We start from the raw sequence: 13,902 nt of genomic DNA on the forward strand, positions 1-13,902 counted from the left end.
TTACGGAAGCTGGAAGAGGGCGACACCATGCGCGGCGACCTGGCCGTTCGTCCAGTCCCCGCCGGCCGGTTTCGCGCCGGCGGGCGGTGTGAGCGGATGAGCGACCGCGCCGTGGTTGATGACGATCAGCACGCGCTTGCCGGCGCCGGTACGCTCGGCGATCTCGAGGTCGGGGTGCGCGTCGGCGATCAGCGGCTTCACGCCGGCATCGGCGAGCAACGTTGTCGCCAGTTTCGCCATGGTGTCGGCATCAAGCCAGGCGCCGACGTAAGTGATGCTGCCGCGCCCTACCTTGCGGGTCACGATCGCGGGCTTGCCGTCGAGCCATCCGCCGGGATCGGTGTAGGTGGCGAGGGTGCGGACGTCGGTCGCCTCCGGCGCCAGCGCCTCGGCCCAGATCGAGGCCTTGCCGGTGATCGAACCGGCGATGCCGACGCCTTCGTCCAGCGCATAGAACTGCTCGACCCGCGCGCCGAGCAGCTTCGCGAGCGGGCCCGGCTGGCGCTCCGGCCACAGCGCATTGGCGTCGTCCTTCATGCCCGAGCGCGGGCCGAGGACGAGATGGCCACCGCCGCGGACATAGGCTTCGAGCCCCTTCGCCTGCGCCTCGGTCAGCACGTTGAGGTCGGGTGCGACTACCAGCGGGTAGCGTTTGAGATCGGCCTCGACGGGCAAGATATGGACACCCTGCGACTGCACCCGCAGCGGCCGGTAGAAATCGGTGAACGCCTTGACCGGATCGAAATCCTTGTGGTGGCGCTGCAGGTCGATCGCCCAGCGGCTGTCGTAGGAGAAGATCATCGCCACCTTCGCCGCCGGCTCGGTATCAGCGAGCAGCGGCGCGGCCCTGGTGAGGTCGGCCGCGACGCGGGCGATCTCCGGCTGGATCGGGTTGGGCTGGCCGTCCTGGCCGAGGATCGCGCCGTGATAGGTCTCCTGCCCGTTCGCGGCCGGGCGCCACTGCCAGTAGAGCACCGCGTCGGCACCGTGCGCGACCGACTGCCAGGCAAGCTCGCGCACCTGCCCCGGATCGAGCGCGCGGTTGACCGGCACCCAGTCGACGCGGCCGGGCTGGGTCTCCATCAGCCAGAAGTTGCGCTGCTTGTAGCCGCGGACGAGGTCGTGGTTGGCGCCGTTCGCCACCCAGTCGGGCCGGCCGTTCGGGATGTAATTGTCCCAGGACGCCAGATCGAGATCGCGGTGCATGACGAAATGGTCGAAGCCCGCGTTCCAGAACATGGTGTTGGTGGTGACGAAGGCACGCGGGTCGATCAGCGGGCGGATCGCACGGACCTGGTTCTGGACGTAGTCGGTCCAGGTCGCGGTGGTGAAATGCTTGAAGTCGAGCAGCAGCCCCGGGTTCTGCTGGCCGGTGGCGTGGAGCGGGACCTGGTCGAAGTCGTTGTAGTGCTGGCTCCAATATTCGGTGGCCCAGCGGCGGTTGAGCTCGTCGATCGTGCCGTAGCGGGCCTTGAGGAAGGCGTGCCAGGCGGCGATCGATTCGGGATCGAAGGACGGCGGCCCGACCTCATTGTCGATCTGCCAGCCGACCACCGCCGGATTGTGGCCGTAGCGCTTCGCCATCTCGGTCGCGATGCGGCGGGCGAAGTCGCGGTAGCGCCTGCTGGCGAAGGAGAAGTGGCGCCGCCCGCCATGGCCGGCGCGCTGGCCGTTCTCGTCGACGCGCAGCGTGTCGGGGTATTTCTGGGTAAGCCACGCCGGCGGCGCGGCGGTCGGCGTGCCGAGTACCACCATGAAGCCGCGCCGCGCCGCCGCGGCGATCGCCCGGTCGAGCCAGGCGAAGTCGAACCTGCCTTCCTCCGGCTCCATCCGGCTCCAGGCGAATTCGGCGAGGCGTACGGTGTTGAAGCCGGTCGCCTTCATCATGTCGAGATCGGTCGCCCAGCGGCTCTCGGGCCATTGCTCGGGATACCAGGAGACGCCGACGGCAATCGCCGGACGGTCGGCGAAGGCCGTCGCGCGGGCCAGGAATGCCGTCGTCTCAGGCGGCTGGGCGTGGGCGGCAACGCTGCTCAAGGCCATTGCCAGAGCCGCTATTGCTGGCCTACAGATCATACCACCTCCCCTTGCCATTCGTATTATCATATGAATATGTATAAGCGGGTTGGCGCGGGGAACGCCAGACAGAATCGGGCGAGGATGGGATGAAGGACGACATGGTGACCGAAGGCGTGTCGAGGCGCGATTTCTTCCATTGCGCGGCCTGCGCGACGGCGGCGGCCGGCGCGGCGGCGATGCCCTCCACCGCCTGGGCGGGCGCGGCGGCTGCGGCGATGCGCGGCAGGGAAGTGCTCCATGAATTCCCCTATGGCGCGGTCCAGCTGACCGGGAGCGGCCGGATCAAGGAGCATTACGACCGCATCCACGCCCATTATCTGGCGCTCGACAACGATCGCCTGCTCAAGGTCTTCCGCCAGAACGCCGGCCTGCCGGCGCCGGGGCCGGACATGGGCGGCTGGTATGATGCCGATGGTTTCGTGCCCGGGCTCGCCTTCGGTCAGTATGTCTCCGGGCTCGCCCGCCTCGCGGCGACCACCGGCGACAAGGCGGCGCACGCCAAGGTCGCGGCGCTGGTCGACGGCTTCGGCGAGGCGATGATCGCCGCCAGGAATCCCTACGCCGGCAAGAACGCGCAGGCGCAATGGGCCGCCTATGTCATGGACAAATATGTCGTCGCGCTGGTCGACGCCTATCGGCTGAGCGGGGTCGCGCGCGCCAAGGAGCTGCTGCCGATCATCATCGACAAGTGCGTGCCCTATATCTCGCCGGTCTCGCGCGACCGCATCGGCAAGGTCGATCCGCCCTATGACGAGACCTATGTCCTCTCCGAGAACCTGTTCCACGTCGCCGACATCACCGGCGACGAGAAATACCGCGCGATGGCGGTCCACTATCTCCTCAACAAGGAGTGGTTCGATCCGCTCGCGGCCGGGCAGGACGTGCTGCCGACCAAGCACGCCTACAGTCACACGATCGCGCTGAGCTCGGGCGCGCAGGCCTATCTCCACCTCGGCGACCCCAAGTACCGGCAGGCGCTGGTCAACGCCTGGAAGTTCATGGAGCCGCAGCGCTTCGCGAGCGGCGGCTGGGGGCCGGAGGAGCAGTTCGTCGAGCTCCACCAGGGCAAGCTCGCCGCCAGCCTCAAGTCCTCCAAGGCGCATTTCGAGACGCCCTGCGGCAGCTTCGCCGACATGAAGCTGGCGCGCTACCTGATCCGCTTCACCGGCGAGCCGGTGTACGGCGACGGGCTCGAGCGCACGCTCTACAACACGATGCTGGCGACCCGCCTGCCCGACAGCGACGGCGGCTATCCCTATTATTCGAACTACGGACCCGTCGGCGAGAAGCTCTACTACCAGAAGAAATGGCCGTGCTGCTCGGGCACGCTGGTGCAGGGCGTCGCCGACTATGTGCAGGGGCTCTATTTCCATGACGACGACGCGCTGGTCGTCAACATGTACGCCTCGTCGCAGGTGACGTGGGACCGTGCGGGCGGCGCGGTCGAGGTGGCGCAGGAGACCGGCTATCCGGCGACCGACACGGTGCGGCTGACGGTGCGGAGGCCCGGCAATGGCCGCTTCGCGATGAAGCTGCGCATCCCGGCATGGGCGAAGGGTGCGACGCTGGCGGTCAACGGTCAGCCGCAGGCGGCGACGCCGGGCACGCTCGCGACCGTCTCGCGGACGTGGAAGGCGGGCGACACTGTCGATCTCGTCCTGCCGCAGCCGCTGCGCACGCTGCCGATCGACGACCAGAACCCCAATATCGCCGCCGTCCTGCGCGGTGCAGTGATGTACGTCGGCGTCAATCCGTGGGCGGGCATCGAGGTCCAGACGATCGCGCTGCCCAGCGCGCTCGCTCCGATCGCCAACCAGACCCAGGCCTATCGCGCCAGCGTCGACGGCCGCGACCTGGTGTTCGTGCCCTATTTCGCGATCGATACCGAGCGCTACAACACTTACTTCAAGGTCGCCTGATGACGAACCGCGTCTACGCGACCTATTGGATCGAGACCGCCTTCCCGCTTGCCCAGGCGGCGGAGACGATGGCCGGCGAGCAGTCGACCGGCACCTTCGTCCGCGTGCCCGGCGAGACCGACGCGCTGCGCGAGGCGCATGCGGCAGTGGTCGAATCGATCGAGGAGCTGGAGGATGCGGCGGCGCCGTCGCTACCCGGCTCCGGCCTGCCCAAGGGCGGCGGCGACGGGCGGCGGCGGACGGCGCGGGTGGTGCTGTCGTGGCCGGTCCATAATTTCGGGCCGTCGCTGCCGAACCTGCTCGCGACGGTCGCGGGCAACCTGTCGGAACTGAAGGCCTTCTCCGGCCTCAAGCTGCTCGACCTCAGGCTGCCGCCCGTGTTCCTCGATCGCTATCAGGGGCCGCAGTTCGGCGTGCATGGCACGCGCAAGCTCGCCGACGTCTGGGACCGCCCGATGATCGGCACGATCATCAAGCCGAGTGTCGGCCTCGACCCCGAGGCAACCGCTGCGCAGGTCGCCGGGCTGCTCGACGCCGGCATCGACTTCATCAAGGACGACGAGCTCCAGGCCGACGGCCCAGCCTGTCCGTTCGAAGCGCGGATCTCGGCGGTGATGCGCGTGATCAACGCCCATGCCGATCGCACCGGCAAGAAGGCGATGTACGCCGCCAACCTCACCGGCGACATCGACGAGATGCTGCGCCGCCACGATCATGTGCTGGCCGAGGGCGGCACCTGCGTCATGGCGAGCATGAACTCGATCGGCCTGCCGGCGATGAAGATGCTGCGCGCACATTCTCAGCTTCCCATCCATGGCCACCGCAACGGCTGGGGGATGCTCGGCCGCTCGCCGGCGATCGGCATGAGCTACGTCGCCTTTCAGAAGCTGTGGCGGCTGGCGGGGATCGACCACACCCACGTCAACGGCATCGACAACAAGTTCTGCGAAGCGAACGAAAGCGTGATCGCCTCGGCGCGCGAATGCCTGACGCCGATGTTCGACCCGCCGCATCCGGGTTGCGAGATCATGCCGGTCTTCTCCTCCGGCCAGTCGGCCAAGCAGGCGCACGCAACCTATGAGGCATTGGGCTCGACCGACCTGATCTTCGCCGCGGGAGGCGGCATCCTCGCGCATCCCGGTGGGCCGGCGGCGGGCGTGACCGCGCTCCGCCAGGCTTGGGACGCGGCGGTGGCGGGCGTACCGCTCGATGAGGCGTCGCGCCAGGCGCCCGAACTGCAGGCTGCGCTCGGGGCGTTCGCGGGGTGACCCTGCTCTACGGCTATTACGGCGACGATTTCACCGGCTCGACCGACGTCCTCGAGCAGCTCGCCGAGGGCGGGGTGCCAGCGGTGCTGTTCCTGCGCCGGCCCGACGAAGCATTGCGCGCGCGTTTCCCCGACGTGGGCGCTATCGGGATTGCAGGGGACAGCCGCAGCCGCTCGCCCGAATGGATGGATGCCAACCTGCCGAACGCCTTTGCGGCGCTCGGGGAGGCATCGGTGGTCCATTACAAGACCTGCTCGACCTTCGATTCGAGCCCGGCCACCGGCTCGATCGGCCGCGCGATGGAAATCGGCGCGCGGACGTTCGGCGGCATGGTGCCGATCCTGGTCGGGGCGCCGCATCTCGGCCGCTACGTCGTGTTCGGCAACCTGTTCGCGGCGGCAGGCGGCGAGGTGTTCCGCATCGACCGCCACCCGACCATGTCGCGCCATCCGGTGACGCCGATGCACGAGGCGGACCTGCGCCGCCATCTCGCGCTGCAGACCAACATGCCGGTGGCGCTGGTGCCGATCGACCGTATCCAGGCGGGCGAGGCTGCTGCGGTGTTCGACGCGGTGGGCGAGGGCGCGGTGTTGTTCGACGGCGTCGACATGCCGAGCCTCGCCGTGGCGGGCGAGCTGCTGCTGTCGCGCGGGACGCGTTTCGCGGTCGGCAGCTCGGGCGTCACGCGCGCGCTGGTGATGGCGTGGCAGGCGAATGGTGCGGTCGAAGCTCCCGGCGAGCTGGCGCGGGCAGGTGAGGTCGACCGGCTGCTGGTGGTGAGCGGAAGCTGCTCGCCGGTGACGGCGCGGCAGATCGCGCGGGGGATGACGGAGGGCTACGCCGGCGTGCGCGCCGACGTCCCGGCGCTGCTGAATGGCGAGACGGCGGAAGAGGCGCGGCTGGTCGGAGCGGCCGAGACGGCGCTGGCGGCGGGCGGGCGCTGCGTGATCCACTCGGCGGACGGGCCGCTCGGCGATGCCGCACCCGCGGCCGGTGACCGGTTGGGCGTGGCGCTGGGCCGCGTGGCGCATGAGATCATCCGGCGGCAGCGCCTCAGCCGCGTCCTGTTCGCGGGCGGGGATACGTCGAGCCACGGCGTCGCCGAGCTCGGCATCGACGCGCTGACCTGGGCGGCACCGCTCGAACCCGGCGCGCCGCTGGTGTGCGCCCATGCCGAGGAAGCGGCTGTCGACGGGCTCGAGCTGGTGCTCAAGGGCGGCCAGATGGGCGGCGACGGTTTCTTCGAGACGGTGCGGCGGGGGCGCTAAAGTTCCTCCCCGTACCGGGGAGGAGCTTAGAGGGCTTCCGCCGTCGCCTTGTGATCGAGCCCCTTGGTACAATCGATCACCGCGAAGATCGCCGCCGCCACCAGCACCATCGCCGCGACGCCCTGCAGCGGCAGGTTGTAGTTGCCGGTCGCCTTGACGACGTAGCCGAACGCGACCGAGCAGATGAACCCGCCCAGATTGCCGGCGGTGTTCATCACCCCGCTCGCGGTGCCGCCGTAGCGGCCGCCGATCGCCATGCACATCGCCCAGGCTGCGGGCAGCATCAGGTCCATCACCATGAACGCCGCGCCGCAGCAGATCACCACCATCAGCTTGCTCGTCGCCAGGCTCATCGCGACCAGCAGCGCGGCGGTGAGCACCAGGCAGATCGCTGCGATCAGCCGATAGGCGCTGCGGATGCCGATCCGCGTCGCCAGCCGGTCGCACAGCACGCCGCCGAGCAGGTTGCCGACCACGCCGAGCAGGAACGGGATCGATCCGTAGAGTCCCATCTCGGCTTCGCTGAAGCCGGCGCCCTTGACCATCCAGGTCGGGAACCAGCCGAAGAAGAACCAGCTGCCGAACGCGTAGAAGAAATAGGCGAGGGCGATCAGCCACAGCTGCGGCAGGCCGAGCAGCTTGCCCCATGGCGTGCCGGCGTGGCCGCCATGATCGTCGCTGCCGATCTCGGCGACCTCCTCGGCGGTGATGCCGGGCTGCTCCGCGGGGCGGTCGTGGAACCAGCGCCACCAGGCGATCGCCCAGACGAAGCCGATCGCCCCAAGGATCAGGAACACCGCCTGCCAGCCGAGATGGGCGTTGGCCGGCACCAGCAGCAGCGGCGCCAGCGCCCCGCCGAAGCGGCTCGCCGCCCAGATCACGCCCTGGCCGCGCGCCCGCTCGCGTGCCGGCAACCAGCGGTAGAGCACACCGGTCATGTTGGGATAGGCACCCGCCGCCCCCAGCCCGAACAGGAAGCGCGCCGCGGCGAGCTGCCAGAAATTGCGGCACGCGGCGGTGATCGCGGTGAAGAAGGACCACCAGACGGTAATCCGCGTCAGCTCCTTGCGATAGCCGTGCCGGTCGCCCATCGCGCCCGAGGGAATCTCGAACACGGCATAGGCGATCACATAGGCGCTCAGCACCCAGCCCCATTGCACGGGGCTGATGCCCAGGTCCTTCTGGATCGTGGGGCCAGTGACCGCGATCGCCATCCGGTCGATGAAGGTGATGATCGACAGGAGGGCCAGGAAGCCGAGAACGAGGCGCCGCTTCTTCACTTCCCCAGGCTCGCCAGCACGTCACGCGCGCGCTCGAGCCCGAGCTCGGGGCTGGAGAACACCGGCGCCGCCACCGCACCCTCGGGCAGGCTCGCCACGACGCGGGCCATCGAGGCCTGCGCGAGCAGGATCACGTCGACGCCCTTGAGCCCCTCGGTCAGCGCCTCGCCGACGATGCGGTCGTGGGTGGCGCCGTCGCCGGCCATCACCGCCTCGAACGCGCCTTCGCACAGGTGCTCTACCAGCTCGATGTCCTTGCCCTGCTCCGCGGCGACGCGGCGGACGAGGTCGGCGGTGGGCTGAAGCGTGGTCGACAGCGTCGCCACGACGCCGATGCGGCGGCCGGTCGCGACCGCCTTCTCCGCCATCGGCCGGTCGACGCGCAGCACGGGCTGGTCATAGAGCTCGGCCGCCATGTCGACCGCGCGCCCGATCGACGAGCAGGTCACCAGCGCCGCGTCGCAGCCGGCGTCGAAGGTCGAGCCGACCAGCCGGATCACCTGCCGCATCGTCGCCTTCTGAAGATGGCCGGCGGCGATCGTGTTCTTGATCGTGCTCTCGTCGACGAAGTGCAGCAGCTTGACGTCGGGCATGATCCGCGCCGCGATCTCGTTGAACACCGGCGCGAGCATCGGCGAATTGTGGATGAGTCCGAGGGTGGGCAAGGAAAATTCCTCTTAGATCGTAAAGCAGTAGGCGCCGGAGCCGACCTCGAAGCGGACGAGGCCCCGCTCGTGGCGCAGATTGCGGACGTCGGAATGGCCGTCGAGTGCGCGGCCGCCCTCGCGCCAGGCGCGCGCGGGAAGCTCGACCTCGGCGACGCTGTTGGCGGGAACGGTGAGCGCGAGGCTGGTGAGGCCCTGCGCGTCGCCGTCGACCTCGGTCGCGATGGTGCCGACGCAGGATTCGTACTTGGCCGCGACCTTGCCGACCTGCGGCAGCCACACCGGCCGCACCGCGATGCGGCGGAAGCCCGGCGCGGCCGGCGCGATGCCGGCGAGGCGGCGATAGAAGAAGCCGACCACCGCCCCCAGCGCGTAATGGTTGTAGCTGTTCATCGCGATGTCGCCGACGTCGCCGTTCCAGCGCTCCCACACCGTCGTCGCGCCCTTGACCGGCATATAGCCCCAGCTCGGATAGCCGGTCTGGAGCAGCAGGCCGCTGACGACGTCCCATTCGCCCGCGTCGGCGAGCACGTCGAGGAGGTAGGGCGTGCCGAGGAAGCCGGTCGACAGCTTCATGCCCCTGCGGCGGATGTCGGCGGCGAGGATCTTCGCCGCGGCGGCGCGCTGGTCGGGCGGGGTGAGGCCGCAATGGAGCGCGAGCACCTGGCTGGTCTGGCTGCCGTTGCCGGCGGTGCCGTCGGGCTTGAGCAGGGCCTGCTGCGCGGCTCGGACGATCTTCCCGCGCAGGTCCGTGTAGCGCGCGGCGTCGGTGGTGCGCCCGGTCGCGGTCGCCATTTCCGCCATGAGCTCGGCTACCCAAGCCCAATAGGCGGTTGCGCACAGGATGCGCGGCGTGGTCTCGTCGTCGGGCTTGACCGCATCGACCGACAGCCAGTCGCCGAGGTCGAGCCCGCGGTCCTTGCGCCAGATGAAGTCGGGATTGTCGCGCGCGACATAGGCCATCCAGCCTTCCATCGCCGCCCAGTTCTCGTCGATGACGGCGGTGTCGCCGTAGCGCTGCCACAGCTGATAGGGGAGGATGATCCCCGCCTCGCTCCAGCCCGCCGTCACCACGTCGGGGAAGGAGAGAGGCTGCGGCACCACGATCGGATAGGCGCCGTCCGGCCGCTGCGCCGCGCGCACTTCGGTCAGGAAGCGGCGGATGAAGGGATCGACCTCCATGTTGAACGCGGCGGCGTCGAGGAACACCTGGATGTCGCCCATCCAGCCCATGCGCTCGTCGCGCTGCGGGCAGTCGGTCGGCACCGCGAAGAAGTTGGAGCGCTGGCTCCATTCGGCGTTCTGCCAGATCTTCTGGAGCAGCGGCGCGGCGAAGCGCATCTCGCCGGTGGTGCGGCAGCCGCTGTAGACGACGACGCCCTCGATGTCGGCGAGCGTCGGCGTGCCGGGATAGCCCTCGACCTCGACATAGCGGAAGCCGTGGTAGGTGAAGCGCGGCTCGAGCGTCTCGCCGCCGGCATCGCCGCGCAGGACGAAGCGGTCGGTGCATTCCGCGAGGCGAAGGTTGGATTGGTCGGCGGTGCCGTCCTTCTTCAGCAGCTCGGCGAAGCGCAGCGTGATTGCGGTGCCGCTCGGGCCCCTGGCCTTGAGCCGCACCCAGCCGGCGAAATTCTGGCCGAAGTCGAACACGAAGCGGCCGGGCGCCGGCTGCGTCACCGTTGCGGCGTGGCGGGTCATGTTCGCGGTGAGCAGCGGCGAGGTCTGCGCGACCAGCCTGGCGGCGGGCGCGGCGCCGACCCTGACGGGGCTCCAGCCGGACGCATCGAATCCAGGCGCGTCCCAACCGGGGGCCTTCAGCCGCGCGTCGCAGGTCTCGCCGTTGTAGATGTCCGACTTGAGGATGCAGGACCGGCCGATGCGCCAGTCGGGGCCGGTGACGACCCAGTCGTGCAAGCCGTCCTCATAGTCGAGCCGAAGCTGCGCGCGCAGCCGGCGCGGCGCCGGGCCGAAGCCGTAGCGCTCCATCCGCCAGCCATAGGCGCCGGCATACCAGCCGTCGCCGACCACCACGCCCAGCGCGTTCTCGCCCGGCGCGATCAGCTTCGTGACGTCGTAGGTCTGGTAGAAGACATGGTCCCTGGCGACGCTGATCTCCGGCGCCAGATGCGCAGTGGTGACGCGCTTGCCGTTGATGCGCGCGTCATAGGCGCCGAGCGCGGTCGCGTAGAGGCGCGCCGCGACCACTTTCTTCCTCGGCGTGAAGCCGGTCCTGAGCAGCATTGCCGGCTCGGACGGGCGCGGGTCGTTCTGGGCGTGCGATCCGCTCTTTACCGGCCGCGCCCAGCCGCTTGCATCGAAGCCGGGCTCGGTCCAGCCCTTCGGCGCATCCGGCATCACCCGCCAGACGCTGCCGACGATGCGGTCGATCCGGCCGCCCTTGCGATGCAGGCGGATCAGCGCGGCGAAGGCGCCGCCGTCGACTGGGAAGAAGCCGGTGGTCTCGGCCTCGACCAGCGCGCAGACGCTGTTGCGGCCAGGCCGGATATTGCCCTCGAACGGGAGCAAAGTGCCCCAGAACGGCAGCATCGTATCCCAGCCGAGCCCGAGGGGCAGCGCGTCGGGCGTCTTGTGCTCGCCGTTGATCCACACGCCGCGCATATGGTCCTTGCCGGCGATCAGGATCTCGGCGCGCTCGAGGTCGGCTGGCGCCTCGAAGTCGAGGCGGAAGGCGTGCGGGCGGCTGTCGAGCGCCTTCTCGGTCCACACCCATTGCACGCCGGCCGCGCGATCGGCGGCAGCGAGCGCGTCCTCGGCCTCGATCCACTCGGCGCGCCAGTCGGCAGGGGAGAACAGGCCGGTTTCGAACCACGCCGGGGTGGAACGGGCAGTGCGGCCGCGGTCGTCCGTGACCTCGACGTTCCACCACACGCGCTGCATCGACTGGAGCGGCTTGCCGGCCCAGGCGATGTCGAAGGTCGCGTCGGAGGCGACGCTGCCGCTGTCCCACAGGTCGGCCTTGCCGGAGCCGGTCCCGGCCTGGATGCGGTAGCGCGCCTGTTTCACGCTGCGCCCGTCCGCCTCGATCCGCCAGGACAGGCGCGGCCTGGCGACGTCCGTGCCGAGCAGGTCGGTCGTGTGCTCGGCGCGCAGGTCCGTTACCGCGAGGGCCGGCGAGGCGGCGCGGGCCGGGACGGCGGCGAGCGCGGCGGCGGTGCCGGTGGCGGCGAGGAACTCGCGGCGGCTGGTCACGCCGCGGCTCCCAGCATGTTGCCGTAGCCGATCACCACCGTCGCGGCGACGAGCAGGAAGATGCCGAACCACACCATGCCGCGCACGCGCGGCGCGGCGTCCTTCCACTCCTTGAAGCCGAAGCCCCACAGGGTGCCGAAGATGATGATGCTCGCCATGTGCAGCGTCCACGACGAGAAGCCGAAGCGCCCCATCTGGCTCTCGCCCATCGTGTAGAAGAAGAACTGGAAGTACCAGAGCGTCCCGCCCAGCGCGGCGAGCAGATAGTTGGCGAGCAGCGGCGGCGGGCTGCCGTCGGCGTCGGCGGCCTTGCCCGGCCGGCCGACGAACTCGCCCGCGGTGCCGTTGCGGACGATGAGGAAGCCGCACCAGATCGCGTTGGTGATGAGGCCGCCGAACATGACGAGACACAGCGTCGGCAGTCCGGTCCACAAGGGACCGGTGCCGGCGGCGGCGGAGATCGCCTTGATCGGCTCGCCCGCCGCGAGGCCGAAGGCGAAGCAGGCCGACATGATGCCGGAGAAGATCGCGACCGCGATCCCCTTGCGGAAGTCGAACTCGGCGATCGCCTCCGCCTTCTTCTCGGCCGACAGCGCGGCGTCCTTGCGCGCGCCCGCCAGCGCGACGACGATGATGCCCGCGAGCGTGATCGCCAGGCCGAGCAGGATGACGAGGCCGCTGGTGGTGCCGAGCAGCTTGCTGGCGAAGTCGCCCTGGAAGATCGGCGGGATCAGCGTGCCGAACACGGTGCACAGCCCCAGCACCACCGCCATGCCGAGCGACAGGCCGAGATAGCGCATGGTGAGCCCGTAGGTGAGCCCGCCGAAGCCCCACAATATGCCGAACAGGATGCAGAGGCCGGCGATATGGCCCGGCACCTGCGCCATCACGCCCAGCAGGTCGTTGGTCTGGATGCTCGCCATCACCCAGGGCGCGATCACCCAGGAGAAGATGCCGCCGGTGATCCAGAAGATCTCCCAGCTCCACCGCCTGATGCCGCGATAGGGCACGTAGAAGGTCGCCGAGGAGAAGCCGCCGAGCCAATGGAAGACGACGCCGAGAAGCGGATTGCCGTTCATGCATTGGCTCCATTCATCACAGATGGGACCGTCATTCCCGCGAAGGCGGGAATCCATTCTGGCTGGCAGTCGTGAGTCTCATCGACTTCAGCGACAATGGATTCCCGCCTTCGCGGGAATGACGATGGTTCAACTTCAATCGAACGGCCTCCAGCGGCCCCTGCGATCGGTCGTTGCGGAACGGGCGCGATCACAGGTCGAGGCCCAGGCGGTAGACGCGGTTGGCGTTGGCGCCGAACAGCGCGCGCTTCTCGGCATCGGTGAAGTCGGCGACGATGCCGTGATAGGCCTCCATGTGCCGGTCGAAGCTGCCGAACAGCTTGTCGGTGGGGAAGTCGCTCGCGAACAGGCAGCGCTCCGCGCCGAAGATCTCGATCGCCTCAAGGATCAGCGGGCGGACCTGCTCGATCGTCCACGGGCGGTGGACGAAGCCGACGCCCGAGATCTTGGTGACGACATGGGCGTTGGCGGCGAGCGCGCGCATCCCGCGCCGCCAGTCGCCGAAGCCGTCGGGGTCGGTCGCGACCGCCATGCCCATGTGGTTGACGATCACCGGCACGTCCGGATGACGCGCGATCAGACCGGCGAGCGGCTCCATCTGGCCGGGATAGCATTGCAGGTCGAACGACAGGCCGTGATGGGCGAGCCGGGCATAGCCGCGCGCCCACGCTTCGTCCCGCGTCACGTCGCGCGGGCCGTAGGTGCGCTTGGGGTCGGGGTGCCAGTTGACGATATGGCGGATGCCGCGGACGCCGGGATGCTTGGCATGGGCGGCGAGCAGCGCGTCCACATCCGGGTCGTCGAGCGCGGCGAAGGCGACGATGCCGCTCGGCATCCCGCGCTCATCGCGCATCGCCTGGAGCCATTCGGTCTCGGCGAGCGCCGCTGCTGGTTCGGCGCCCGCATCGACATGCACCATGCCGACCACGTTCCACCGCGCCGCATCCGCCAGATAGTCGTCGAGCAGATAGTCCCTGGCGATCGGCTCGACGCTGCCGTTGGGACCGTCGTCGGAAAAGGGGCCCGTCAGCCACGGATAATGGATGCGCGACAGGTCCCACAGGTGGACATGGGCGTCGACGAACGGAATCTCCGGCACTCTAATCTCTCCCCAGAGGGCCGGCGCCGCCTCTT

9 protein-coding genes are annotated in these 13,902 nt (G+C 69.3%); 3 read left to right on the forward strand and 6 right to left on the reverse strand.

Translation table 11 applies throughout. The features are described 5' to 3' along the window. On the reverse strand, window positions 1–2,043 hold the full coding sequence (locus tag AC2YHA_RS15085; protein WP_487402248.1) for a beta-galactosidase: 2,043 nt from the start codon (window positions 2,041–2,043) through the stop codon (window positions 1–3). A gap of 122 nt (window positions 2,044–2,165) precedes the next feature. On the opposite strand from AC2YHA_RS15085, the gene AC2YHA_RS15090 reads away from it, so the two are divergent. From AC2YHA_RS15090 to AC2YHA_RS15100, 3 genes are read left to right on the forward strand one after another with little or no spacing between them, the layout of a single operon-like run. Then, on the forward strand, window positions 2,166–3,998 hold the full coding sequence (locus tag AC2YHA_RS15090) for a beta-L-arabinofuranosidase domain-containing protein (RefSeq protein WP_487402249.1): 1,833 nt from the start codon (window positions 2,166–2,168) through the stop codon (window positions 3,996–3,998). After that, window positions 3,998–5,266 carry a ribulose-bisphosphate carboxylase large subunit family protein gene (locus AC2YHA_RS15095; RefSeq protein WP_487402250.1) on the forward strand — a complete coding sequence of 423 codons (1,269 nt, stop codon included), beginning with the start codon at window positions 3,998–4,000 and terminating at the stop codon, window positions 5,264–5,266. The genes AC2YHA_RS15090 and AC2YHA_RS15095 overlap by 1 nt, the downstream gene beginning before the upstream one ends. Continuing rightward, entirely contained in the window at window positions 5,263–6,534 is a 1,272-nt protein-coding gene (locus AC2YHA_RS15100) for a four-carbon acid sugar kinase family protein (protein ID WP_487402251.1), read from the forward strand. Before AC2YHA_RS15095 ends, AC2YHA_RS15100 begins: the two co-directional genes overlap by 4 nt. 26 nt (window positions 6,535–6,560) lie before the next feature. Here the strand turns inward: AC2YHA_RS15100 and AC2YHA_RS15105 are convergent, their stop codons facing one another. The 5 genes from AC2YHA_RS15105 to AC2YHA_RS15125 form a co-directional block, all read right to left on the reverse strand. Then, a complete protein-coding gene (locus AC2YHA_RS15105) occupies window positions 6,561–7,814 on the reverse strand; it encodes an MFS transporter (RefSeq protein WP_487402252.1) in 1,254 nt (417 codons plus the stop codon). Next, window positions 7,811–8,479 carry an aspartate/glutamate racemase family protein gene (locus AC2YHA_RS15110; RefSeq protein ID WP_487402253.1) on the reverse strand — a complete coding sequence of 223 codons (669 nt, stop codon included), beginning with the start codon at window positions 8,477–8,479 and terminating at the stop codon, window positions 7,811–7,813. Before AC2YHA_RS15110 ends, AC2YHA_RS15105 begins: the two co-directional genes overlap by 4 nt. 12 nt (window positions 8,480–8,491) lie before the next feature. Next, complete coding sequence (locus tag AC2YHA_RS15115; RefSeq protein WP_487402254.1) at window positions 8,492–11,689, reverse strand: alpha-L-rhamnosidase; 3,198 nt, start codon at window positions 11,687–11,689, stop codon at window positions 8,492–8,494. Continuing rightward, window positions 11,686–12,768, reverse strand: coding sequence for an L-rhamnose/proton symporter RhaT (gene rhaT, locus AC2YHA_RS15120; RefSeq protein ID WP_233784201.1), 1,083 nt, complete (start codon window positions 12,766–12,768; stop codon window positions 11,686–11,688). The genes AC2YHA_RS15115 and rhaT overlap by 4 nt, the downstream gene beginning before the upstream one ends. 190 nt (window positions 12,769–12,958) lie before the next feature. Continuing rightward, the gene (locus AC2YHA_RS15125; protein WP_487402255.1) at window positions 12,959–13,867 is read right to left on the reverse strand and encodes an amidohydrolase family protein; all 909 of its coding nucleotides are present in this window, start codon (window positions 13,865–13,867) and stop codon (window positions 12,959–12,961) included. Window positions 13,868–13,902: the final 35 nt, after the last annotated feature.

The organism is Sphingomonas sp. SRI_018 (assembly GCF_057586275.1).

What these genes read in the sequence shown, in the direction of transcription:
- AC2YHA_RS15090 (WP_487402249.1), top strand. Translation starts at nt 2,166, where the DNA reads ATGAAGGACGACATGGTGACCGAAGGCGTGTCGAGGCGCGATTTCTTC.
- AC2YHA_RS15085 (WP_487402248.1), bottom strand. Translation starts at nt 2,043, where the DNA reads ATGGCCTTGAGCAGCGTTGCCGCCCACGCCCAGCCGCCTGAGACGACG.
- AC2YHA_RS15095 (WP_487402250.1), top strand. Translation starts at nt 3,998, where the DNA reads ATGACGAACCGCGTCTACGCGACCTATTGGATCGAGACCGCCTTCCCG.
- rhaT (WP_233784201.1), bottom strand. Translation starts at nt 12,768, where the DNA reads ATGAACGGCAATCCGCTTCTCGGCGTCGTCTTCCATTGGCTCGGCGGC.